Here is a 23,752-nt window from a genome sequence, read left to right as displayed (position 1 = left end):
CCGATGATGCCGACAGCGCCAGCCAGGCCGTTCCATCAGGCCACGCAAGGCTTTGCACATTGCGGTGCACAACGAAAAAGCGTGATCCACAGAAAACCTATCCGCGAACTCTTTTGGATGATGGGATTCACCCTTCCGGAGTGTGTTGACAACCCATATCGAAGCTTGAACATGGCTGCCGCAAACGACGGCAGCTTCAGGAGAAGACCATGTCAATGCGTGCGGCACATGCTTTCACCTGTCTCCTGCTCTTGCTCGTCTTCGGCGGCCAGGCCATGGCGCAAGATGCCAGGAAAATCGTCACCAGCCAGGATGGCGATTATTTCGGCTTCGACCTGAGATCGGAGCAGAACGTGTCGCTCGATCAATGCAAGAGCACTTGTCTTGGCGATTCCTCATGTCGCGCCTTTACCTACAACTCCAAGGCGAAATGGTGTTTCCTGAAATCGGACTTCAGCGTGCTGAGACCGTTCCCCGGCGCGGTTGCCGGCAAGGTCGTAGCGCTGAACAGCGATCCCGACATCGGCGCGCCGCCGGAACTTGGCTTCTTCGGCGCCGGCATGGTCGACGAGGCGCGGCAGTTCCGTGCGAGCCTCACCGATGGCTCAGTCGCGGTCGGAGAGGAAGGACTCGCCGCGCTTACCGATGCGGCCGAAGAGGCGATGCGCAACGGCGATCCGCGCACCGCCATGCAGAAGCTCACCACCGCCGTGGCGACCTCGCCCGAAGATGGCGCGGTGTGGATCGAGCTTGCCCGCGCCATTCTTGGCGTTCAGCCGGCGAACGGCGAAGAGACGGCAAAGCTGCAACGTGATGCCACCTCGGCTGCCTGGAACGGCTATCAGCTCCTGCGCACGGCGGCGACGCGCGCCGATGCATTGGCGGTCATGGCCGTGGCGCTCGACCGGCGGGAGCTGTCGCGTCCAGCACTTCAGGCCTACGAGGCAAGCCTCGACCTGGTCAACTCAGCCTCAGTGCGCGCCGAATATGAGGACCTGAAGGCTCGCAAGGGCTTTCGCATCGTCGATCATTCCGTCGACAATGACAGCGCTTCGCCACGCATCTGCGCGCAGTTCTCCGAAGAGCTGGTCAAGACCGGCATCGACTATGCGCCTTTCGTGACCGTCGACAATGCCGCGCCCAAGGCGATCGAGGCGAAGGGTCAGCAGATCTGCGTGGAGGGCCTTGAACACGGCCGGCACTACAGCGTCTCATTCCGCAGCGGCCTGCCTTCTGCCATCGGCGAGGTGCTGAGCGCGCCGGTAGCTCTTTCGATCTATGTGCAGGACCGCGCCGCCTCCGCCCGCTTCACCGGCGACAGCTTCGTGCTGCCTGCCACCGCACGGCGCGGCATTCCGCTCGTCACCGTCAATACCGATGCAGCCGACATGAAGCTCTACCGCATCGGCGACCGCTCGCTCGCCCAGCTTCTCACCGGCTATCAGTTCCTGCGCCAGCTCGACGGCTATGACATCACGAGCATTTCCGACCAGATGGGGGAACCGGTCTGGGAGGGCCGGATCGAGATCGCTAACGAGCTCAATCAGGAAGTGACGACCAGCTTTCCGGTCGACGAGGCGCTGCCCGATCGCAAGCCCGGCGTCTATGTGCTGACTGCCCAGCCTCAGAATGCCCGCAGCGAGACCTACGATGCCCGCGCCACCCAATGGTTCGTCGTCTCCGATATCGGGCTTTCCACCTATGCCGGCCAGGACGGGCTCAACGTCTTTGCCCGCTCGCTCGGTTCGGCCAAGCCCATTGCAGATGCCGAACTGACGCTGCTTGCCCGCAACAATGAAGTTCTGGGCACAGCCAAGACCGACGCCGAAGGCCACGCGACCTTCACCGCCGGCCTGACGCGCGGAACCGGCGGCATGGCGCCGGCGGTGCTGATGGCAAACCGCGGCGACGAGGATTTTGTCTTCCTTGACATGACCCGCGCCGGCTTCGATCTTTCCGACCGTGGCGTCACCGGACGCGCCGCGCCGGGCGCCCTCGACATTTATGCCTGGACCGAGCGCGGCATCTACCGCGCCGGCGAGGAAGTGCATGTCGCCGCCCTCGCCCGCGATGAGACGGCGGCGGCGGTCGACAACCTGCCGCTCACTTTCATCTTCACCCGCCCCGACGGCGTCGAAGACCGACGCATCGTTTCTGAAAGTGCCGTGGCCGGCGGCCACGCCGTGCACTTGACCCTTTCGCCCAACGCCATGCGCGGCACCTGGACCGTCGCCATTCATGCCGACCCGAAGCAGGCTGCCGTCGCCAGCCAGATGTTCCTGGTCGAGGATTTCGTGCCCGACCGCATCGAATTCGACCTGACCAGCGACCGCGAGGAAATAGCCTCCGGCGAGGCGGCAAACCTGACGGTTGACGGACGCTTCCTTTACGGCGCGCCGGCTGCGGGGCTGGCGCTGGAGGGCGAAGTCACCATCTCGACCAAACGTGAATGGCAGCGTTTCAAAGGGTTCTCATTCGGTCTCGCCGACGAGGAAGAAGGCGAAGCCACCCGCATTCCGCTGGCCGGACTTCCGCCGGTGGGCGATGACGGCAAGGCGACCTTCCCTGTGACTGTCGATCAGCTTCCGTCCACCACCCGTCTGCTCAATGCGGCGGTTACGGTGCGCATGCGCGAAAGCGGCGGCCGCGCCGTCGAGCGCGCTCTTGATATCGCCATCCGGCCGCAAGGGCGGATGATAGGCATCAAGCCGGAATTTTCCGGCGGCGAAGTTCCGCAAGGGTCCACCGCGAAATTCAGCATCATCGCCGCCGAACCGGACGGAACGCGCACCGCTCTTCAAAGCGCGGAGTGGTCACTGGTCAAAGTCGAGCGAAATTACCAGTGGTATCGCAGCGGCAATGCCTGGAGTTACGAGCCGGTGACCTTCACCAAGGCCGTAGCCAATGGCCGGATCGACCTGGAAGCCGGCCGCGAAGCGAGCATCTCGGTGCCCGTCGATTGGGGCCGTTATCGTTTGGAAATCGCCACCTCCGATCCCACCAGCCCGGCGACGAGCGTCGAGTTCGATGCCGGCTGGTATGTCGAGGCGACCTCCACCGAAACGCCCGACGGGCTGGAAATCGCCCTCGACAAGGATCAGTACACAGCCGGCGAGACCGCCAAATTGCAGATCTCGCCGCGCTTCGCCGGCGAGCTTCTGGTGACGGTCGGCGCCGACCGGCTGCTCGAGACCTTCACCGCATCCGTGCCGGAAGGTGGCGCAAGCATCGACATTCCGGTGGGTGAAGACTGGGGTGCCGGCGCCTATGTCACCGCCACGCTCTTTCGTCCGGGCGAGGCGCAGGAATCACGCATGCCGGCCCGCGCCATCGGCGTCAAATGGCTGAAGATCGATCCGGCCGACAAGAAACTGGACGTCGCGCTGAGCCCGCCTGAAAAGACCGAGCCGAGGCAGCGACTTTCGGTCCCGGTCTCGGTCACCGGCGCCTCCGGCGAAGCCCGTGTCATGGTCGCCGCCGTCGATGTCGGCATTCTCAACCTGACCAGGTACCAGGCGCCAGATCCGGAAGCCTGGTTCTTCGGCCAGCGCCAGCTCGGGCTTGAACTGCGCGATCTTTACGGGCGCCTGATCGACGGCTCTCTCGGCGTCACCGGCAAGCTGCGCACCGGCGGCGACGGTGCAAGTCTGACTGCCGAAGGCAGCCCGCCCACCGAGAAGCTGGTCGCGTTCTTCTCCGGTCCGGTGACGCTCGACGCCAACGGCGAGGCCACCATCGAATTCGACGTGCCGCAATTCAACGGCACCGTTCGGGTCATGGCCGTGGCGTGGAGCAAGGAAGGCGTGGGCCATGCGGTGTCGGACGTCGTCGTGCGCGATCCGGTTGTCATCACCGCCGGCCTGCCGCGTTTTCTGGCGCCCGGCGACAGCGCCGAGATGCGGCTCGACATTGCTAACACCGACGCGCCGGACGGCAATTATGCGCTGACCATCGAAGCCAGCGGCGGGCTAACGGCAGGCGATAGCCTTCCCGACAGCGTCACGCTGACGGCGGGCAAGCGCCAGTCGCTCACCGTCCCGCTGACGGCCGAGACAACGGGCGACGGCGGCGTTACGATCCAGCTCGCCGGTGCCGATGGCCTGACGGTCGAGCAGAAGCTGTCCATCCCGATCCGCCCTGCCGACCTGCCGGTCACGACGCGCACCGTCGTCGACCTTGCCGCCCATGGCGGCAGCCTGCATGTCGACCGCGAGCTTCTGGCGGCAAGCCTGCTCGACGGAGCCCATGTCAGCATCGGCATATCGCGGGCGGCGGCCTTCGACGTCCCCTCGCTTTTGCTGGCGCTCGATCGCTATCCCTATGGCTGCACCGAGCAGACCACCAGCCGCGCCCTGCCATTGCTCTACGTCAGCGAGCTTGCCGCTGAAGCCGGCATGGCGGACGATCCGGCCCTGCGCCAGCGCATCCAGGACGCCATCTACAGCGTACTGAACTACCAGTCCTCCTCCGGCAGCTTCGGCCTCTGGTCGCCCGGCTCGGGCGATCTCTGGCTCGACGCCTATGTCACCGATTTCCTGACCCGGGCACGCGAAAAGAACTTCGACGTGCCGCGCGAGGCGATGCTGTCGGCACTTGGCAATCTGCAGAATTCGCTGGCCTATGATCTCGATATCGAGGGTCGCGGCAGCGATATCGCCTATGCGCTCTATGTGCTTGCCCGCAACAAGAAGGCTTCGATCGGCGACCTGCGCTATTATTCGGACGCGAAACTCGAAGCTTTTTCGAGTCCGATGGCCGTCGCCCAGCTTGCCGCCAGCCTGGCGCTCTACGGCGACCAGCAGCGGTCTGAATCGACCTTCACCGCTGCGTTGACGCTCGCCAAGGCCAATCCCCAGCATGACTATGCGCGTTCGGACTACGGCTCGCGCCTGCGTGACGGCGCGGCCATGTTGGCACTTGCCGGCGAAAGCCGTCCGATGCCGAAAGTCGTGCCGGAACTGGTCAAGCTGGTTTCGGCCGAGCGAAAGACGGCCGACTATACCAGCACGCAGGACCAGGCCTGGATGCTGCTTGCCGCCCGCGCGCTGCGGGCAGGTGGCGACGCAATCAGCCTCACCGTCAACGATGCCCCGCACACCGGCCTTTATTCGCAGACATTGACCGGGGATGCACTGCTGGCCAATCCGGTCACCATCGCCAATAGGGGAGCCGATCCGGTGCAGGCGGTGGTCACGGCAGTGGCCGCGCCTGCCCAGCCGCTGCCGGCAGGCGGCGACGGTTTCGAGATCAGGCGCACCTACTACAATCTCGACGGATCGGAGGCGAATGTCACCAGCGTCGGCCAGAACGAGCGCTTCGTGGCGGTGCTCAGCATCACTCCGTTCAATCAATGGCCGTCGCGCGTGCTGGTCAGCGATCTGTTGCCGGCCGGCTTCGAGATCGACAATCCGGGCCTGGTTTCCAGCGCGGAGCTGTCTAACTTCCCCTGGCTTGCACGCGCGCAAGCCGCGCATCTCGAATTCCGCGACGACCGCTTTGTCGCCGCTTTCGACCGGCAGGCCGGCGACACCGCGCCGATCACGCTCGCCTATGTGGTGCGCGCGGTTACCCCCGGCATCTACGCGCATCCGCCGGCCAGCGTCGAAGACATGTACCGGCCGCAGTTTTCGGCCCGCACCTCTAGCGGGATGATGGAGGTCAGGGCGCAGTAGGGTGGCAGCACAAAGATGAACGTAGTGTTGGAACCGCCCCCTCACCCGGCCGCTGCGCGGCCACCCTCTCCCCATCGGGGAGAGGAGGATGCCGGCCGCGCCGTGGAAACCAGTCTTCGACCAACCGAAAGGGCTGAGCCGCCTTCTTCCCTGCCAACCGCTGTAAGAGACGACGCCCGCCGTGCCAGTTCCCTCCTCTCCCCTCAGGGAGAGGGTGGCCGCGCAGCGGCCGGGTAAGGGGGATGAATTCGTGCCCCTCCTCCGCAAAATCGCACTTTCCGCTAGCGTCGCCATCGGTCTGGCCGCCGTCACCATCTTCGCCCTTCCTGCCCTCGACCGCGCCTTCCCGCCGCCGCTGCCGGAACAACTGACAGTCTCTACCGAAGTGCTCGATCGCAACGGCGCGCTGTTGCGCGCCTATGCGACGCCGGACGGCTACTGGCGGCTGGCGGTCGATCTCGACGCCGTCGATCCGCAATTCGTCGAGATGCTGATCGCCTATGAGGACAAGCGCTTCTTCGATCACAATGGCATCGATTTCCTGGCGCTTCTGCGCGCGGCCCGGCAATTCGCCGGCAATGGCCGCATCGTTTCTGGCGGTTCGACCTTGTCGATGCAACTCGCCCGGCTGATCGAGCCGCGCGAAAGCCGCAGTCTCGGTTCGAAGCTGCGGCAGATGTTCCGCGCGGTCCAGATCGAGCGACGACTGGACAAGCGAGAGATCCTCGAACGTTATCTGACGCTTGCGCCTTATGGCGGCAATCTGGAGGGCGTGCGCGCCGCCTCGCTCGCCTATTTCGGCAAGGAGCCGCGCCGGCTCAGCGTCTCGCAAACAGCTCTGCTGGTCGCCCTGCCGCAATTGCCGGAACGCCGCCGCCCCGACCGCAACCGCAATGCAGCCGAGGCAGCGCGTAACCGTGTGCTCAACCGCATGGTCAGCGCCGGTGTTCTCAGCCAGCGCGAAGCGGCTCGCACGCAAGCGGACGAAGTGGCGGACGTGCGTTTCGCCCTGCCGGCACTTGCCGCCCACGTCGCCGACAGGGCCTTGCGCAACGCCCCCTCCCGCCATCGCCACCAGCTTACCTTGGCCAAGCGCGTCCAAGAAGGGCTCGAAGCGGTCGCGCGCGCCTCCGCTGCGAAGCTCGGCCCGAAAATTTCCGTGGCGATGGTTCTGGCCGATGCGCGCACCGGCGAAGTGCTCGGCGAAGTCGGCTCAGCGGACTATTTCGATGCCAGCCGCTCCGGCTGGATCGATATGACCAGGGCTTCGCGCTCGCCGGGCTCGACCCTGAAGCCGTTCATCTATGGCCTCGCCATCGAGCAGGGGCTTGTTGCGCAGGAAACGCTGATCGAGGATCGCCCAGCCGATTTCGCCGGCTATCGCCCGCGTAATTTCGACATGGGCTACCAGGGCGATGTCAGCGTGCGCCAGGCGCTGCAACTGTCGCTCAACGTGCCAGCCGTGCGCCTGCTCGATGCGGTCGGCCCGGCGCGGCTGACGGCGCGTTTCCGACAGGCGGGCGTCACCCCTTCCCTGCCGAAGAATGAGCCGCCGGGCCTTGCGATCGGCTTGGGCGGTGTAGGGCTCACGTTGCGCGATCTGGTGCAGCTCTACACCGGGCTTGCCAATGGCGGGAAAGCCAGCTTGCTTCGCGACGGTACGGAGGCGGCGCCCGTGGGCGCAAGCGGCGGCATCATTCTCGACGACCGCGCCACCTGGCAGGTCGCCGACATGCTTTCCGGGGTGAGGCCCCCCGAAGGTGCAGCCCGGCGCGGCATTGCCTATAAAACCGGCACCTCCTACGGCTATCGCGACGCCTGGTCGGTCGGCTTCGATGGTCGCCATGTGCTCGGCGTCTGGGTGGGCCGGGCGGATTCCGGCTCCGTCCCCGGCCTTTCGGGCTACGTCTCGGCGGCGCCCGTCCTGTTCGAGGCTTTTGCCAAATCGGGCCTTGCCATCGTGCCGCTGCCGCGCGCGCCGGCCGGCGCATTGCGCACCGCTCGTGCTGACCTTCCGGTAACCTTGCAACGTTTTGCCTCCGGCTCCGGCGAACTGGTAGCGGTAGCGCCGACGGAGCCCGCCCCGCGGATTGTCTTTCCGCCGAACGGCGCGCATGTGGAACTGGGTGCGGCTTCGGCCGATGCTTCGCCGCTGGTGCTGAAGCTACAGGGTGGCCGTGCGCCGTTCCGCTGGCTGGCAAACGGCAAGCCGCTGGCCGATGTGGTGCGGCGTCGAACAGCGCTGTGGCAGCCCGATAGCCTCGGCTATTCCACGCTTACGGTAATCGACGCGGCGGGCCGCGCCGCCAGCGTCAAGGTGTTCGTTGAATGATCCGGCGGCCGCTATAGCGATTGCCGCCACACATGAACCGCGCCGTTCCTTGACGAACGTGAAGAAAATGATTCCCCATGCCTTGACGCCGGCGGCGCGGAAATTGCGCCGACGCCCTCAAATTCGCAACAACGGGTCCATCGAAATTCTACTAGATCGGTAGAGTATGCTCTTGTGAAAACGGAGGCAGACATGACTCAGCTTCGATCTCGCAGATTTCTGGCCGGCCTTCTTGCCGGCGCGGTGCAATTCGGCATCTTCGGCTTCGCCTTTGCCGACACCACGATCCTCAACGTGTCCTATGATCCGACGCGCGAGTTCTACAAGGAGTACAACGAGGCCTTTGCCGCCAAATGGAAGGCCGACACCGGCGAGACGGTCACCATCCAAAGCTCGCATGGCGGATCGGGCAAGCAGGCGCGCGCGGTAATCGACGGGCTCCCCGCCGACGTGGTCACGCTTGCGCTCGAAAGCGACATCAACGCCATCGCCGAGAAGACCAGGAAGATCGCACCGGACTGGCGCGGCAAACTGCCGAACAACTCCTCGCCCTACACTTCGACCATCGTTTTCCTGGTGCGCAAGGGCAATCCGAAAGGCGTGAACGATTGGGGCGACCTGACCAAGGAAGGGCTCCAGGTCATCACGCCCAACCCCAAAACCTCGGGTGGCGCCCGCTGGAACTATCTCGCGGCCTGGGCCTGGGCCCATGGCCAGTATGGCGGCGACGAAGCCAAGATCAAGGAATATATCGGCGCGCTCTACAGTCACGTTCCAGTGCTCGACACCGGTGCGCGCGGCTCGACCGTCACCTTCGCCGAGCGCGGTCTTGGCGACGTATTGCTTGCGTGGGAAAACGAAGCCTATCTCGCCCTTGACGAATTCGGCGAAGACCAGTTCGACATCGTCATTCCGCCGCAATCGATCCAGGCCGAGCCGCCGGTGGCCGTGGTCGACGGCAATGTCGATGCCAAGGGCACGCGCAAGGTCGCTGAAGCCTATCTGAACTATCTCTATTCCGAGGAAGGTCAGCGCATCGCGGCGAGGCACCATTACCGCCCGTCCAAGCCGGATCTGGTGCCGCCCGAGGAGTTGCAGAAACTGCCGGAACTGAAGCTCGTCAGTATCGACGATCCGATCTTCGGCGGCTGGGCAAAGGCGCAGCCCTATCACTTCGGCGATGGCGGCATGTTCGACCAGATCTACAAACCGGCCCGGTAAGAGATAAGATCGAGACCGATGAACAATGCTCCCGCTGAAGCGCGGTGGCGATTCAAGGTGCCGAGCGTCATTCCCGGGTTCGGATTGACGCTCGGCTTCTCGCTCGCCTACCTCACGCTCATCATCCTCATCCCGCTGTCGGGGCTTGTCTGGCGCTCGGCCGCGCTCGGCTGGACCGATTTCTGGGCGATCGCCACCGATCGCCGCACCGTCAAGGCGCTGGAGATCAGCTTCGGCACCGCCATGATCGCGGCTGCCGTCAATGTCGTCTTCGGCACCATCGTTGCCTGGGTGCTGGTCCGATACAGTTTTCCCGGCCGCCGCATCATAGACGCCATGGTCGACCTGCCCTTTGCCCTGCCCACCGCCGTGGCCGGCATTGCGCTGACCTCGCTTTACGCACCGCGAGGCTGGATCGGCAGCCTGCTTGTCCCGCTCGGCATCCAGGTCGCCTATTCGCCGCTCGGCATTGTCATCGCGCTCATCTTCATCGGCCTGCCGTTCGTCGTGCGTACGGTGCAGCCCATCATCGAGGAGATTGACAAGGAGGTCGAGGAAGCGGCGGCGACCCTCGGAGCCAGCCGTTTCCAGACCATCACGCGCGTCCTGTTTCCGGGCCTGGCGCCTGCAATCACCACCGGCTTCGCGCTCGCCTTCGCGCGTGGCGTCGGCGAATACGGGTCGGTCATCTTCATTGCCGGAAATCTACCCTATGTGTCCGAAATCGCACCGCTTTTGATCGTCATCCGGCTTGAGGAATACGACTACGCGGCCGCCACCGCCATCGCCACGATCATGCTGGCGCTTTCATTCCTGATGCTTCTGGTCATCAACCTCATCCAGTCGTGGAGCCGCAAGCGCTATGGCTAGTTTCGTCGAAGCTGCATCGGACAGCCGCCATGAAAACAGGGCCTCGGCAACCACAGAAAGCCGCGCCGCCAGATGGGTGCTTCTGGCGCTCGCGCTCGGCTTCATCGCCCTCTTCCTGCTGTTGCCGCTGATCCTCGTTTTCATCGAAGCATTCAAACGCGGCGTTGGGCCTTATATGGAAGCGCTGGTCGATCCGGACACGCTCGCGGCGATCCGCCTGACGCTGCTGGTCGCGGTCATTTCAGTGCCCCTCAATCTCGTCTTCGGCGTCGCCGCGGCCTGGGCGATCGCCAAGTTCGAGTTCAAGGGCAAGACCTTCCTGATCACGTTGATCGACCTGCCCTTCTCGGTCTCCCCGGTCATTTCCGGCCTGGTCTATGTGCTCCTGTTCGGTGCCAACAGCGTGCTCGGACCCTGGCTGAAAAGCCACGGCATCGAAATCCTGTTTGCCGTTCCCGGCATCGTGCTCGCCACCGTGTTCGTCACCTTCCCCTTCGTGGCGCGCGAACTGATCCCGCTGATGCAGGAACAGGGCACGGGCGATGAAGAAGCCGCCCTCTCACTCGGCGCCAATGGCTGGCAGACGTTCTGGTATGTCACCCTGCCCAACATCAAATGGGGCCTGCTCTACGGGGTGCTTCTGTGCAACGCCCGCGCCATGGGCGAGTTCGGCGCCGTCTCTGTGGTGTCGGGCCATATTCGCGGCCTGACCAACACCATGCCGCTGCACGTCGAAATACTTTACAATGAGTACAATTCCGTCGCCGCCTTCGCGGTCGCCTCGCTCTTGGCCGGACTGGCGCTGGTGACGCTCGTCTTGAAGACGATACTGGAAATTCGCTACGGCCACGCGATCGCCGCCAGCCGCGGACATTGACAAAGCTCTTGGGGAAATTGAATGGATGTTCGCGTTGCCAATGTGCGCAAGGAATTCGACCGGTTTCCGGCTCTTCACGATGTCTGCCTCGACATCAGGTCCGGTGAACTGATCGCGCTGCTGGGCCCGTCCGGCTCCGGCAAGACGACGCTGCTTCGCCTGATCGCCGGCCTTGAGCAGCCGACGCGCGGCGCGATCTATTTCGGCGACGATGACGCCTCGCACCGCACCATCCAGGAACGCAATGTCGGCTTCGTGTTCCAGCATTACGCGCTGTTTCGGCACATGACGGTCGCCGACAATATCGGCTTCGGCCTCAAGGTTCGGCCCGGCTCGACACGGCCGCCGAAGGCCGAGATTCGCAAGCGTGCGCTGGAGCTTCTCGATCTCGTCCAGCTTTCGGGCCTGGAAAACCGCTATCCGGCACAGCTTTCCGGCGGCCAGCGCCAGCGCGTGGCGCTCGCCCGCGCCATGGCGATCGAGCCGAAGGTGTTGCTGCTCGACGAACCCTTCGGCGCGCTCGATGCGCAGGTCCGTCGCGAACTGCGCCGCTGGCTGCGCGATATCCATGACGCCACCGGTCACACCACCGTCTTCGTCACTCACGATCAGGAAGAAGCGCTGGAACTTGCCGACCGCGTCGTCGTCATGAGCCAGGGCAGCATCGAACAGGTCGGCACCGCCGACGAGGTCTACGACACGCCCAACTCGCCCTTCGTCTACGGCTTCATCGGCGATTCAAGCTCCATGCCGGTCAAGGTCGAGGCCGGCCAGGTCTGGATGGCCGATCGCCCGATCGGGCTTTCTGTTCCGGAAGCACAGGATGGCGAGGCGATGCTCTATTTCCGCCCGCACGACGTCGAGCTTCTCGACGGCTGCAGCGGCTGCATCGCCGGCACGGTCGTCGCCAGCCGGCGCGTCGCCGGGACCCGCCGCGTCGAACTCGAATTCGGTGGCCATCAGCAGCGCGTCGAAATCGAGCTGCCGATCGAACATCCGGCGGCGCAGAAAAGCCGCGTCACCTTCCGGCCGCGGCGTTGGAAGATTTTTCCACAGCAGGCGCCGGCCGGGTGACCTGGCGATCGGCAGCATATTCTTTCGATACCGACCTTTTGCCGCGCTCGTCGCGACCATCGGCCGATTGGCGGGAATGGAATTCCATAAAATTCGCAATCCGATAATGGGATTTTCCTGCCCATGCATTTGCGGGGCAGCCGCTTCCTCGCCGCAGGCCGCCCACCTCGGGTAATTTCATTCCAACACTCAGCTTCACATCACGGAGTTTCGAATGAGGCGTTTTCTGCTCGCCGGCGTGGCACTCGTCGGCCTTGTCACTGCTCCCGTATCGGCGTCCGCCGCCGACAAATTGCTCAACGCCTCCTACGACGTGGCGCGCGAATTGTTCGTCGCCGTCAACGAGGCATTCGTGGCCGCCAACCCCGGCATCACCATCGACCAGTCGCATGCCGGCACCTCCAAGCAGGCCCGCGCCATCGTGGAGGGCCTTGAAGCCGACGTGGTTACCTTCAACCAGGTCATCGACATCGATTTCCTGGTCAAGAACGGCTTCGTCTCCGACGACTGGAAGAGCGATTTCCCGCATGAAGCCTCGCCCTTCTACTCGCTGCCGTCCTTCCTCGTGCGCGCCGGCAACCCGAAGAAGATCAAGGACTGGAACGACCTCGTGCGCGACGACGTGGAGGTCATCTTCCCCAACCCGAAGACGTCGGGCAACGCGCGCTACACTTATCTGGCAGCGTTCGCCTACGCCAAGGAAGCGTTCAACAATGACGAAGCCAAGGTGAAGGAGTTCATCACCAAGCTGTTCGACAATGTGCCGGTGTTCGATACAGGCGGCCGCGCCGCCACCACCACCTTCGTCGAGCGCGAGATCGGCGACGTGCTGATCACCTTCGAATCCGAGACGACCGGCATTCGTCGCGAATTCGGTGAGGACAAGTTCGACGCCGTCGTGCCTTCCGTCAGCCTGCTCGCCGAGTTTCCAGTCGCCATCGTCGACACGGTGGTCGACAAGCGCGAATCGCGCGATCTCGCCAAGAAATATCTCGACTTCCTCTACACGCCGGAAGGCCAGAAAATCCTTGCGGCGAACGGCAATCGCGTCCGCGACGAAGCAGTTGCGGCCGAGTTCAAGGACAAGTTTCCCGAGGTTCGGCTGGTCACCGTCGAGGATGTCTTCGGCGGATGGGAGAAGATCCAGGCCGAGCATTTCGCCTCGGACGGCATTCTCGACCAGCTTTACGGCGGGCGCTGAACTCCTGCCGTTCGGCAAGTTGACGGGGCGGGCGGCTGCTATTTACAGCCCCCGCTCCAAACTCGTGATATAGGGTCTTCGCCAGTGACACGCCGCGTCCTGCCGGGTTTTCCCCTGGCCCTCGGGATAACTCTCGCCTACGTGTCGCTCATCGTGGCGCTGCCGCTGGCCGCGCTGACCTACAAGGCGGCAAGCCTTGGCTTCGATGATTATTGGCGCATCGTCTCGTCGGGGCGCGCCGTCGCCAGCTATCGGGTCACTGTGCTTGCGGCGCTTGGCGCCACCGCCTTCAATCTGGTCTTCGGCCTGGCGCTCGCCTGGGTTCTGGTGCGCTATCGCTTTCCGGGCCGGCGCTTCGTCGATGCGCTGGTCGATCTGCCCTTCGCCTTGCCGACCGCCGTCGCCGGCATCGCCTTGACCACGCTATTTGCGCCGACCGGCCTGTTTGGCTCGATCCTCGGCGACTACGGCATCAAAGTCGCTTACACGCCGCTCGGCATCATGATCGCCATGGCCTTCACCAGCATTCCCTTTATCGTGCGCACCGTGCAACCGGTGCTGGAAGACCTGGACCCGGCGCTGGAAGAAGCCGCCCAGTCGCTCGGCGGCTCGGACCGGTCCGTTTTCCTGCGCGTCATTCTTCCATTGCTCACCCCGGCGCTGCTTGCCGGCGTGTCGCTCGCCTTCGCCCGCAGCCTTGGCGAATTCGGCGCCATCATCTTCATCGCCGGCAATCAACCCTTCGAGACGGAGATCACGGCGCTTCTGACCTTCATCCGGCTGGAGGAGTACGACTACCAGGCGGCGGCCGCCATTGCCTCGGTGCTGTTGATTGCCGCTTTCGTCATGCTTGCCGTCACCAACCTGCTGCAGGCGCGGGCACTGCGCTACACGGCGAGGAGCTGAGCATGGCCAAGCACAAGAAGCCGCCGCGCGTCGGCGATCAGCCGGCCTTCCGCCGCAGCCTCATCGGCGCGGTCCTGGTCGTGACCGCGCTTTTCATTGTCGCCCCGCTGGTCGTCATCGGCATTGAGGCGTCATCGAGGGGTTGGTCGGTTTACTCGGCGGCGATCGCCCACCCAGACACCCGCCACGCCATCTTCCTGACCGTGCTGACGGCGCTCATCGCCGTGCCGATCAACACCGTTTTCGGCGTCGCTGCCGCCTGGGCGATCACCAAATTCGATTTTCCCGGCAGGCGCCTGCTGCTGATTGTCATCGAGATTCCGTTCTCGGTCTCGCCGGTTGTCGCCGGCGTCGCCTATCTCTTTGTCTATGGCCTGCAGGGCCTGTTCGGCCCGGCGCTGCAATCGGCCGACATCAAGATCATGTTCGCACTACCCGGCATCGCGCTTGCCTCGATGTTCGTGACCGCGCCCTTCGTCGCCCGCGAATTGATCCCGCTGATGCAGGCGCAGGGACGCGACCTGGAGGAGGCGGCGACCTCGCTTGGGGCCAGCGGCTGGCGCACCTTCTTCTCGGTGACGCTGCCCAACATCCGCTGGGCGTTGCTTTACGGCGTGGTGCTGTGCAACGCCCGCGTCATGGGCGAATTCGGTGCGGTTTCAGTCGTCTCGGGCAACATTCGCGGCCAGACCAACACGCTGCCGCTTCACATCGAATTGCTCTATCATGACTATCAGACCGCAGGCGCCTTCGCCGCAGCCTCCATCCTGGCGGTGCTTGCCGTCGCCACGCTGATCGCCAAGGTGCTGCTCGAGCGCCAGGGCGCCGGCCGCGGCGGACGCCCGGCGCTGGCCGCCCCACAACCCGCTTCGGAGACTGCGACGTGAAAATCCGCCTCGACACCGTCGTCAAGACGTTCGACACGTTCCGCGCCGTGCATGGCGTGTCGCTCGATATCGAAAGCGGCGAACTGGTGGCGCTGCTCGGACCGTCAGGCTCCGGCAAGACCACGATCCTGCGCATGGTCGCCGGTCTCGAATATGCCGACGCGGGCAAGATCTATTTCGGCGAGGGGGACGCCACAGACATTCCCGTGCGAAATCGCGGCGTCGGCTTCGTCTTCCAGCACTATGCCTTGTTTCCGCATATGACGGTTGCGGAGAACATCGCCTTCGGCATGAAGGTGTCGAAGGTTAAGCGCTCCAAGGCCGAGATAGACGCCCGCGTTGCCGAGCTCCTGCATCTGGTTAAGCTCGACGGGCTTGGCGAACGTTTCCCTACGCAGATTTCCGGCGGCCAGCGCCAGCGCGTGGCGCTGGCGCGTGCGCTGGCCGTCGATCCCAAGGTGCTCCTGCTCGATGAGCCGTTCGGCGCGCTGGACGCCAATGTGCGGCGCGACCTGCGCCGCTGGCTGCGCGAAATCCATGACGAACTCGGCATCACCACGCTGTTCGTCACTCACGACCAGGAGGAAGCGCTCGATCTTGCAGACCGGGTCGTCATCCTCAACGCCGGCAAGATCGTGCAGCAGGGCACGCCCGAGGAGGTCTGCCGCAATCCCAATTCCGCCTTTGTCATGAAGTTCCTCGGCGATGCCAACCGGCTGTCGGCAACGGTGCGAAACGGCACGGCGAGTGTCGGCGGTATCGGCTTCGCCGCGCCGGACGTGGCGGACGGGAAAGCCGAGATTTTCATGCGTCCCAACGATCTCGACTGGTCGGCCGAAGGCGGCGGAGTGGCGGCGAAGATCCTGCGCGTCATCGATCGGCCAGACGGCAGGCGCATCCTGGCGACGACGGATCAGGGCGAAACTCTCGAGCTGGATGTGGCGCCCGAAACGCCTGCCGAAGCCGGCAACGAGGGTTTCGTGACGGTGCGGCGTGGGCGCGTCTTCGGCGCCGGCTGAGGAACGGGCGCGCGATAGCGTCAAATCCGCCACAAACGCCCAAAAACGCACCTGAAATCAACATGTTTGCGCTTGTCTGGGCGCGGCTGCGATTCTACGTCTGATGGAAGGGGTGTTCTGGGGCGGATGTGTCATCATTTGCACACAAACACTCGCCAAACCCGTCCACGAACGTCTGAAGAATTGTCGCTTTCATGCTGACCAAAAAAGGCAAATACGGCCTCAAGGCTCTAGTGCATCTGTCCGGGATGCCGGTTGGCCGGTTGGCGTTCGTCAACGACATCGCGGTTGCCAACAATATTCCCAAAAAATTCCTCGACGCCATTCTGGGCGAGTTGCGCAATGCCGGTTTCGTCCAGAGCCGCAAGGGCAAGGATGGCGGCTACCGCCTCGCCCGCCCGGCCGCGGAGATCAAGATCGGCCACGTCATCCGCGTGCTGGACGGTCCGCTGGCGCCGATCGCCTGCGCCAGCCATACGCAATATGAACGCTGCGACGACTGTGACGAAACGGTCTGCCAGGTCCGCCACATGATGCTTGAGGTTCGCCAGGCCATCGCCGAGGTGCTCGACAATCGCAGCCTCGCGGCGATGCGCGACGCCGATAATGACGACATGCTTAGAGACGTCAAATACGGGCTTTGAAGGCGGTCCAACCGTGCGACCGAATCATCTCGTCCCGTTGTGTTCAGGCAAACAGGCCGAACACGAGCGCGATGGCAAACCCGAATGCGAGAGCGAAGATCATCCTCTCAAGGCCCGCGCGAACATCGAAAGAATGTGAGGTTCCGGAAACCCGGAACAACCGTCGAGCGCTGTCGGACCGTTCAGTATCTGTCATACGCAACCTCCGTCACGGCCACAGTCTATGAACTTTATAGACATTGTCGATTAGGAAAGCGCCTCACACAACAGAAAAATTTTCCGTTCTGCAGGAATTTCCGAGATAAAATTCCAATAAACAGCAGATCGCGAGAATTTGCTTCAGGAAGGATCAGGACCTGAGTCGATCCACGCACAATGCGCGAAGCAGCAGGGCGGCATGGGAATAGGTCACCTGGTCGTCGGCGATCTCGTCTTCCATCCGGTTCCCGACGATAACGCGCACCGCCTCAAGCGTACGAATAGGCAGGATGTCGGTGCAGCTGCGCATACGCCCGAACACCGCGCTAATGGCGACGCTGTTGCCATCGAAATCCACGAAGGGTTCGGACGCGTCGAGCGACCATTCCTCATAGGCGTCGAGCGCATCATGGAATGCCTGGTGAAGGATGAAGGGGGCATGACCTTCATGGAGCGGCGGCAGCAAAGTCGGCATATCGTTCCTCACTTTCTCTGCAGCGCCGTTCGCACCGGGCGCGAAGGACGCTGTAACCCTCTAAAAGAGCATAAGCCTTTCCAAAATCGATTCCCGATTTCAACCTATGCGTAAGTCGCAGCGGCGGTCCGTCGGCTCCCGCCTGATCCTCCAAAAATTATTTTTACGAGTGGGCAGGCCGCGACCATAACCCAAAACGACACAAAACGCTGTTCCAAATTCGCGGCGCGACAGGAACTATCCTTCCGCGCCGCCATTGAACCACAAAATTTCGAGAGGGCAAAATCAGCGCCCGAACCGGGGCATCGAGCCCAGCCTCCCAGGGCTTGATCGCGGCCGCGGGCGGTGAGATGAATGGACGATGCAACCCGCATCAGCCAGGCCGAACCGCAAGGAATTGGCAGCATGACCGAGGAAAGAGCGCTCAGCCTGCATGTGCCTGAGCCCGAGGTCCGACCCGGCGGCACGCCGGATTTCTCCAACGTTCCCATTCCCAAGGCGGGCTCCGTGCCGCGCCCCGAAATCGACGCCGACCCCCGATCGATTCGCGATCTCGCCTATTCGATCATCCGCGTTCTGAACCGCGAGGGCGAGGCGGTCGGGCCATGGGCCGGCACGCTTTCGGACGAAGAACTGCTCGAAGGCCTCAGCCACATGATGACGCTTCGGACCTTCGATGCCCGCATGCTGATGGCGCAGCGCCAGGGCAAGACCTCCTTCTACATGCAGCATATGGGCGAGGAGGCGGTGAGCTGCGCCTTCCGCAAGGCCCTGACACCGGGAGACATGAATTTTCCGACCTATCGTCAGGCCGGCCTGCTGATTGCCGGCGACTACCCGATGGTCGACATGATGAACCAGATCTATTCCAACGAGCGCGACCCGCTGAAGGGGCGGCAGTTGCCGATCATGTACTCGTCGAAGGAGCACGGTTTCTTCTCGATCTCCGGCAATCTCGCCACCCAATACATCCAGGCGGTCGGCTGGGCGATGGCCTCGGCGATCAGCAACGACACCAGGATTGCCGTCGGCTGGGTCGGCGACGGTTCGACCGCCGAGAGCGATTTCCACGCCGCCCTCGTCTTTGCCTCGACCTACCGTGCGCCGGTCATCCTCAACATCGTCAACAACCAGTGGGCGATCTCGACCTTTCAGGGCATTGCCCGTGGCGGTTCCGGCACCTTTGCCGCGCGCGGCCTCGGCTTCGGCATTCCCGCCCTTCGCGTCGACGGCAACGACTATCTGGCTGTCCACGCCGTTGCCAAATGGGCGGCCGAGCGCGCTCGCCGCAATCTGGGCCCGACGCTGATCGAGCACGTGACTTACCGCGTCGGCGCGCATTCGACCTCCGATGACCCTTCAGCCTATCGCCCCAAGACCGAATCGGATGCCTGGCCGCTCGGTGATCCCGTCATCCGCCTGAAGAATCATTTGATCCGGCGCGGACTGTGGTCGCCCGAGCGCCATACCCAGGCCGAAGCCGAAATCCTTTCCACGGTCATCGCCGCGCAGAAGGAGGCCGAAAGCCACGGCACGCTGCATTCAGGCGGCAAGCCTTCCACCCGCGACATGTTCGAGGGCGTTTATGCGCAGATGCCGCCGCATCTCAGGCGCCAGCGTCAGCAGGCGGGGGTGTAGAGATGATTTGCTTAGCGACACTCGCTTTCACAATCCCTCCTCACCCGGCCGCTGCGCCGCCACCCTCTCCCCTAGGGGAGAGGAGGTGCGGTGGCCCGGCTGGCCCTTTCTTCTCCCCAGCGGGGAGAAGGTCGCCCGAAGGGCCGGATGAGGGGGAGGATGTCGACCACGACGCTGCGGGAGTCTCGCTATGCCGCGCATGACCCTGATCGAGGCGATCCGCGATGCCATGGACGTGTCGATGGGCCAGAACGACAATGTCGTCGTCTTCGGCGAGGATGTCGGCTATTTCGGCGGCGTTTTCCGCTGCACGCAGGGCCTGCAGCAGAAATACGGCCGCACCCGCTGCTTCGACACCCCGATCAGCGAGCTCGGCATCGTCGGCGCCGCCATCGGCATGGCGGCCTACGGCCTTCGCCCCTGCGTGGAGGTGCAGTTCGCCGATTATGTCTACCCGGCCTTCGACCAAATCGTCTCGGAAGCCGCCCGCATCCGCTACCGCTCCAATGGCGAGTTCACCTGCCCGATCGTGATACGCATGCCGACCGGCGGCGGCATCTTCGGCGGCCAGACCCACAGCCAGAGCCCGGAAGCGCTATTCACCCATGTCTCGGGCCTCAAGGTGGTGGTCCCCTCCAACCCTCAGGATGCCAAGGGCCTGCTCATCGCCTCGATCGAGGACCCGGACCCGGTCATATTCCTGGAGCCGAAACGGCTCTACAACGGACCCTTCGACGGACATCATGACCGTCCGGTCACGCCGTGGTCCAAGCACAGCCTGGGCGAGGTGCCGGAGGGTCATTTCGCCGTACCGCTCGGCAAAGCCTCCATACGCCGCCAGGGATCGAGCCTGACGGTGCTGGCCTACGGCACCATGGTCTATGTCGCCGAGGCGGCGGCCGAGGAGACCGGCATCGACGCCGAGATCATCGATCTCAGGACCCTTCTGCCACTCGATCTCGAAGCCATCGTCGCTTCGGTAACCAGGACCGGCCGCTGCGTGATCGTGCATGAGGCGACGCTGACTTCCGGCTTCGGCGCGGAACTGGCGGCACTGGTCCAGCAGCATTGCTTCTATCATCTGGAGGCGCCGGTCGCCCGCGTCACCGGCTGGGACACGCCCTACCCGCATGCGCAGGAATGGGACTATTTTCCGGGGCCGGCGCGCGTCGGCCAGGCACTCATCGAAACCATGGAGGCGTGAGCATGGGCGAGCACGTCATCAAGCTTCCCGATGTCGGCGAAGGAGTGGCCGAGGCCGAACTTGTCGAATGGCACGTCGCCATCGGCGATCTGGTGCGCGAGGACATGCTGCTTGCCGCCGTCATGACCGATAAGGCGACCGTTGAAATCCCCTCGCCCGTAGACGGCGAGATCATATGGCTTGGAGCGGAAGTGGGCGACGTCGTCGCCGTCGGCTCGCCGCTGATCCGGCTCAAAGTGGCCGAAGGGGCGGACCGTGAGCCGCCCGCCGCGCCCGGCAAGACTGAGCCCCCACCGCCAGGGAAACCGGCAGAAGGCAAGCCGCCGGAAAGACCGGCAAGGCCGACGCCGGCTGAAAGCACGCACACGGCGGAAAAGCACGCTGCATCGATGGTGGCGACCATCGCCCCGCCCCGTCCCGCCGCGCCGCGCCGCGCCGAAAGCGAAAAGCCGGTCGCTTCACCGGCCGTGCGGCTGCGCGCCAGAGAGGCCGGCGTCGACCTGCGCCAGGTGACCGGCAGCGGACCCGCCGGGCGCATCACCCATGACGATCTCGACGCCTTTCTGGCGCGCGGGCCGTTGCAGGCCCGCCCCGGCGCCGGCCTGGCCCGCAACACGACGGTCGAAGACATCAAGGTCGTCGGGCTGCGCCGCAAGATCGCCGAGAAGATGGCGCTCGCCAAATCGCGCATCCCGCACATCACCTATGTCGAGGAGATCGACGTCACGGCGCTCGAGGACCTGCGCGCCGCCCTCAACAAGAACAAACGGCCCGACCAGCCGAAGCTGACGCTGCTGCCTTTCCTGATGCGCGCCATGGTCAAGGCGATCCGCGACCAGCCCAATGTCAACGCGCTTTTCGATGACGAGGCCGGCATCGTCCACCAGCATGGCGGCGTGCATGTCGGCATCGCCGCCCAGACGCCCGGCGGGTTGATGGTGCCGGTGGTGCGCCATGCCGAAGCGCGCGACCTGTGGGACTGCGCGTCCGAAGTCAACCGCCTTGCCGAGGCCGCCAAGGCGGGCACGGCGAGCCGTGACGAGCTTTCCGGCTCGACCATCACCATCACCTCGCTCGGCGCCATGGGCGGCGTCGTGACCACGCCGGTCATCAATCATCCGGAAGTGGCGATCGTCGGCGTCAACAAGATCATGGTCCGCCCGGTCTGGGACGGCGCCCAGTTCATTCCACGCAAGATGATGAACCTGTCGTCGAGCTTCGACCACCGCGTGGTCGACGGCTGGGACGCGGCGGTCTTCATCCAGCGCATCAAGACGCTGCTCGAAACCCCTGCCATGATTTTCGTCGAGGGGTGATGATGCGATTGCACCTTATGCACCATTGCGCACCCCCCTCTGTCCTGCCGGACATCTCCCCCTCAAGGGGGGAGATTGGCAGCTTTGCCTTCTCCGATCTTCCTGCAACGTCGACTATTGGCGCAGGCGCCAGATACAGCCTGATCTCCCCCCTTGAGGGGGAGATGTCCGGCAGGACAGAGGGGGGTGCGAAGATGCGCTGGAGCATGCATTGGGGAAGGCCATGAAGGACATCTCCTGCAAGCTCCTGGTTCTTGGCGCAGGCCCCGGCGGCTATGTCTGCGCCATCCGCGCCGGCCAGCTCGGCATCGATACGGTGATTGTCGAATCGGGAAAGCCGGGCGGAACCTGCCTCAATGTCGGCTGCATCCCCTCCAAGGCACTGATCCACGCGGCCGAGGAGTTCGACAAGACCATGCACATGGCGGGCTCGGCCAGCCCGCTCGGCATCTCCGTCGAGGCGCTGAAGCTCGATCTTGCCAAGACGATTGCCTGGAAGGACGGTATCGTCGGCCGCCTCAATATCGGCGTTGCCGGCCTCCTGAAGAAGGCGGGCGTCAAGATCGTCCAGGGCCGCGGCCGGTTTCGCGACGGCAGGACGCTGGAGGTCGAGACCGAGACGGGTGTGCAGATCGTGCGTGCCGAAACGGTGGTGATCGCCACCGGCTCCGCGCCGGTCGAGCTGCCTTCGCTGCCCTTTGGCGGCCCGGTGATTTCCTCGACCGAGGCGCTGGCGCTGACGAAGCTGCCGGAAAAGCTTGTGGTGGTCGGCGGCGGCTATATCGGGCTGGAACTCGGCATAGCCTTCGCCAAGCTTGGCTCCAAGGTCACGGTCGTCGAAGCCGAACCGCGCATCCTGCCGCAATATGACGCCGAACTGACCCGGCCCGTCGCCAAGCGCATCGGAGAACTCGGCATCGCCGTGCTGACCGGCGCCAAGGCAAAACGCCTATCCTCCAAGGGCGACGCGCTTCTGGTCGAGATGAAGGACGGCGCGGAAAAGAAGCTGTCGGCCGAAAAGATCCTGGTCACCGTCGGCCGCAAACCGGTCGTGGAAGGCTGGGGACTCGAAGAACTCGATCTTGACCGCGCCGGCAAATTCCTGCGCATCGACGAGCAGTGCCGCACCTCCATGCGTGGCGTCTTTGCCATCGGCGACGTCACCGGCGAGCCGATGCTGGCGCATCGCGCCATGGCCCAGGGCGAGATGGTGGCCGAAATCGTCGCCGGCCACAAACGCTCCTGGGACAAGCGCTGCATTCCCGCCATCTGCTTTACCGATCCCGAGATCGTCATCGCCGGCCTTTCGCCCGATGAGGCTCGGAAAGCCGGGCGCGAAGTCCGCGTCGGCCAGTTTCCCTTCTCGGCCAATGGCCGCGCCATGACCCGACTCGGCGAGGAAGGCTTCGTGCGCGTCGTGGCGCGTGCCGACAATCACCTCCTGCTCGGCATCCAGGCGGTCGGCCAGGGCGTTTCGGAGCTTTCGACCGTTTTCGGCCTCGCCATCGAAATGGGCGCGACGCTGGAAGATGTTGCCGGCACCATCCACGCCCACCCCACTCAGGGCGAGGGTTTCCAGGAAGCCGCCCTCAAGGGGCTCGGCCACGCGCTGCACATTTGATGCAGGGATTGGTAGTTTTGCCGTAATCGTGTAGAAACACGGCCCGCAGCTTGGCGTTTTCCCGCTGCCAAGCTCGAAGGCCGACGCGAGGACGATGAACCCGATCCCGACCGACAGCTCGAAAAGGCGCGGAGTGAAGTCCGTCGCTTTGCTGTGGTTTGCGGTTTTCCTCGCCGCCGTCCACGCTCTGGCTGGCGGCACTTCCACCCTGCGTTCGGCTCGTTTGCTTGCCGAAGGCCCGGCCAGCGCGGCGAGCGAATACGCAGGCGGCGAGCGCACCACGCTTGTAAGCCAGCAGCGCAATATCGCCATTGCCGACTGGCAGAACAGCAGGCCGCAACCGGCGCAGGCCGGCGGCGATGCCGATCCCGCCGTCGTGCCGCCGGAAATCCGTGCGGCGCAGCTTGCCGCAAAACACTTCGTCGCGGCCAGGCACGAGACCTTTGCCCTTAGGAGCGCCGCACGAGGCTTCAGCGCTCGCGCACCGCCCTCCATCGTCTGATCGCTGCCGCTTGCTCGGCAAGCGGCTCTTTCCACGAAATTGACGGCTTTCATCGCGACGCCACAAGGCGCCGGCGAAAGCGTCTCATGGGATCA

17 protein-coding genes are annotated in these 23,752 nt (G+C 64.2%); 16 read left to right on the top strand and 1 reads right to left on the bottom strand.

The window, feature by feature from the left end:
• The first annotated feature begins 209 nt into the window (after positions 1-209).
• The 11 genes from ACLKMW_RS00430 (at position 210) to ACLKMW_RS00380 (ending at position 16,703) form a co-directional block, all read left to right on the top strand.
• Positions 210-5,672 carry an alpha-2-macroglobulin family protein gene (locus ACLKMW_RS00430; RefSeq protein WP_415722398.1) on the top strand — a complete coding sequence of 1,821 codons (5,463 nt, stop codon included), beginning with the start codon at positions 210-212 and terminating at the stop codon, positions 5,670-5,672.
• 250 nt (positions 5,673-5,922) lie between these two features.
• Entirely contained in the window at positions 5,923-8,004 is a 2,082-nt protein-coding gene (gene pbpC, locus ACLKMW_RS00425) for a penicillin-binding protein 1C (protein ID WP_415722397.1), read from the top strand.
• A gap of 192 nt (positions 8,005-8,196) precedes the next feature.
• Positions 8,197-9,225, top strand: coding sequence for a sulfate ABC transporter substrate-binding protein (locus tag ACLKMW_RS00420; protein ID WP_415722396.1), 1,029 nt, complete (start codon positions 8,197-8,199; stop codon positions 9,223-9,225).
• Between the two features lie 18 nt (positions 9,226-9,243).
• Entirely contained in the window at positions 9,244-10,095 is an 852-nt protein-coding gene (gene cysT, locus ACLKMW_RS00415) for a sulfate ABC transporter permease subunit CysT (RefSeq protein ID WP_415722395.1), read from the top strand.
• Complete coding sequence (gene cysW, locus ACLKMW_RS00410; RefSeq protein WP_415722394.1) at positions 10,088-10,972, top strand: sulfate ABC transporter permease subunit CysW; 885 nt, start codon at positions 10,088-10,090, stop codon at positions 10,970-10,972. The genes cysT (ACLKMW_RS00415) and cysW (ACLKMW_RS00410) overlap by 8 nt, the downstream gene beginning before the upstream one ends.
• Before the next feature lie 21 nt (positions 10,973-10,993).
• Positions 10,994-12,046 carry a sulfate/molybdate ABC transporter ATP-binding protein gene (locus ACLKMW_RS00405; protein WP_415722393.1) on the top strand — a complete coding sequence of 351 codons (1,053 nt, stop codon included), beginning with the start codon at positions 10,994-10,996 and terminating at the stop codon, positions 12,044-12,046.
• 214 nt (positions 12,047-12,260) lie between these two features.
• Positions 12,261-13,247 carry a sulfate ABC transporter substrate-binding protein gene (locus ACLKMW_RS00400; protein ID WP_415722392.1) on the top strand — a complete coding sequence of 329 codons (987 nt, stop codon included), beginning with the start codon at positions 12,261-12,263 and terminating at the stop codon, positions 13,245-13,247.
• A gap of 84 nt (positions 13,248-13,331) precedes the next feature.
• A complete protein-coding gene (gene cysT, locus ACLKMW_RS00395) occupies positions 13,332-14,153 on the top strand; it encodes a sulfate ABC transporter permease subunit CysT (protein ID WP_415722391.1) in 822 nt (273 codons plus the stop codon).
• Positions 14,154-14,155: 2 nt separating this feature from the next.
• A complete protein-coding gene (gene cysW / locus ACLKMW_RS00390; RefSeq protein WP_415722390.1) occupies positions 14,156-15,040 on the top strand; it encodes a sulfate ABC transporter permease subunit CysW in 885 nt (294 codons plus the stop codon).
• Positions 15,037-16,059 carry a sulfate/molybdate ABC transporter ATP-binding protein gene (locus ACLKMW_RS00385; RefSeq protein ID WP_415722389.1) on the top strand — a complete coding sequence of 341 codons (1,023 nt, stop codon included), beginning with the start codon at positions 15,037-15,039 and terminating at the stop codon, positions 16,057-16,059. Before cysW (ACLKMW_RS00390) ends, ACLKMW_RS00385 begins: the two co-directional genes overlap by 4 nt.
• Positions 16,060-16,253: 194 nt before the next feature.
• On the top strand, positions 16,254-16,703 hold the full coding sequence (locus ACLKMW_RS00380) for an RrF2 family transcriptional regulator (RefSeq protein ID WP_415722388.1): 450 nt from the start codon (positions 16,254-16,256) through the stop codon (positions 16,701-16,703).
• Positions 16,704-17,052: 349 nt separating this feature from the next.
• On the opposite strand, the gene ACLKMW_RS00375 is transcribed toward ACLKMW_RS00380, so the two are convergent.
• Positions 17,053-17,376, bottom strand: a complete 324-nt coding sequence (locus ACLKMW_RS00375; protein ID WP_415722387.1) for a BRA0787 family protein — start codon at positions 17,374-17,376, stop codon at positions 17,053-17,055.
• Positions 17,377-17,781: 405 nt separating this feature from the next.
• Between ACLKMW_RS00375 and ACLKMW_RS00370 the strand changes: the two genes are divergently transcribed.
• The 5 genes from ACLKMW_RS00370 (at position 17,782) to ACLKMW_RS00350 (ending at position 23,657) form a co-directional block, all read left to right on the top strand.
• Complete coding sequence (locus tag ACLKMW_RS00370) at positions 17,782-19,014, top strand: 3-methyl-2-oxobutanoate dehydrogenase (2-methylpropanoyl-transferring) subunit alpha (protein WP_415722737.1); 1,233 nt, start codon at positions 17,782-17,784, stop codon at positions 19,012-19,014.
• A gap of 190 nt (positions 19,015-19,204) precedes the next feature.
• Positions 19,205-20,218, top strand: coding sequence for an alpha-ketoacid dehydrogenase subunit beta (locus ACLKMW_RS00365; RefSeq protein ID WP_415722386.1), 1,014 nt, complete (start codon positions 19,205-19,207; stop codon positions 20,216-20,218).
• Positions 20,219-20,220: 2 nt separating this feature from the next.
• The gene (locus ACLKMW_RS00360; protein ID WP_415722385.1) at positions 20,221-21,534 is read left to right on the top strand and encodes a dihydrolipoamide acetyltransferase family protein; all 1,314 of its coding nucleotides are present in this window, start codon (positions 20,221-20,223) and stop codon (positions 21,532-21,534) included.
• Positions 21,535-21,757: 223 nt separating this feature from the next.
• The gene (lpdA, locus tag ACLKMW_RS00355) at positions 21,758-23,155 is read left to right on the top strand and encodes a dihydrolipoyl dehydrogenase (protein ID WP_415722384.1); all 1,398 of its coding nucleotides are present in this window, start codon (positions 21,758-21,760) and stop codon (positions 23,153-23,155) included.
• A gap of 94 nt (positions 23,156-23,249) precedes the next feature.
• Positions 23,250-23,657: a hypothetical protein gene (locus ACLKMW_RS00350; RefSeq protein WP_415722383.1), complete on the top strand. Its 408-nt coding sequence runs from the start codon at positions 23,250-23,252 to the stop codon at positions 23,655-23,657.
• The last annotated feature ends 95 nt before the right edge of the window (positions 23,658-23,752 follow it).

The organism is Borborobacter xinjiangensis, from assembly GCF_047739745.1.
In the GTDB taxonomy this organism is placed as follows: domain Bacteria; phylum Pseudomonadota; class Alphaproteobacteria; order Rhizobiales; family Rhizobiaceae; genus Pseudaminobacter.
Note: the sequence above shows the minus strand (reverse complement) of the source record. Positions and strands in the feature narration are given on the sequence as shown.

Coding starts and splice junctions, on each gene's coding strand:
- cysW (WP_415722394.1), top strand. CDS start 10,088: ATGGCTAGTTTCGTCGAAGCTGCATCGGACAGCCGCCATGAAAACAGG.
- ACLKMW_RS00420 (WP_415722396.1), top strand. CDS start 8,197: ATGACTCAGCTTCGATCTCGCAGATTTCTGGCCGGCCTTCTTGCCGGC.
- ACLKMW_RS00370 (WP_415722737.1), top strand. CDS start 17,782: ATGACCGAGGAAAGAGCGCTCAGCCTGCATGTGCCTGAGCCCGAGGTC.
- ACLKMW_RS00400 (WP_415722392.1), top strand. CDS start 12,261: ATGAGGCGTTTTCTGCTCGCCGGCGTGGCACTCGTCGGCCTTGTCACT.
- ACLKMW_RS00380 (WP_415722388.1), top strand. CDS start 16,254: ATGCTGACCAAAAAAGGCAAATACGGCCTCAAGGCTCTAGTGCATCTG.
- ACLKMW_RS00360 (WP_415722385.1), top strand. CDS start 20,221: ATGGGCGAGCACGTCATCAAGCTTCCCGATGTCGGCGAAGGAGTGGCC.
- ACLKMW_RS00375 (WP_415722387.1), bottom strand. CDS start 17,376: ATGCCGACTTTGCTGCCGCCGCTCCATGAAGGTCATGCCCCCTTCATC.
- ACLKMW_RS00365 (WP_415722386.1), top strand. CDS start 19,205: ATGCCGCGCATGACCCTGATCGAGGCGATCCGCGATGCCATGGACGTG.
- lpdA (WP_415722384.1), top strand. CDS start 21,758: ATGAAGGACATCTCCTGCAAGCTCCTGGTTCTTGGCGCAGGCCCCGGC.
- cysW (WP_415722390.1), top strand. CDS start 14,156: ATGGCCAAGCACAAGAAGCCGCCGCGCGTCGGCGATCAGCCGGCCTTC.
- cysT (WP_415722395.1), top strand. CDS start 9,244: ATGAACAATGCTCCCGCTGAAGCGCGGTGGCGATTCAAGGTGCCGAGC.
- ACLKMW_RS00405 (WP_415722393.1), top strand. CDS start 10,994: ATGGATGTTCGCGTTGCCAATGTGCGCAAGGAATTCGACCGGTTTCCG.
- ACLKMW_RS00430 (WP_415722398.1), top strand. CDS start 210: ATGTCAATGCGTGCGGCACATGCTTTCACCTGTCTCCTGCTCTTGCTC.
- ACLKMW_RS00350 (WP_415722383.1), top strand. CDS start 23,250: ATGAACCCGATCCCGACCGACAGCTCGAAAAGGCGCGGAGTGAAGTCC.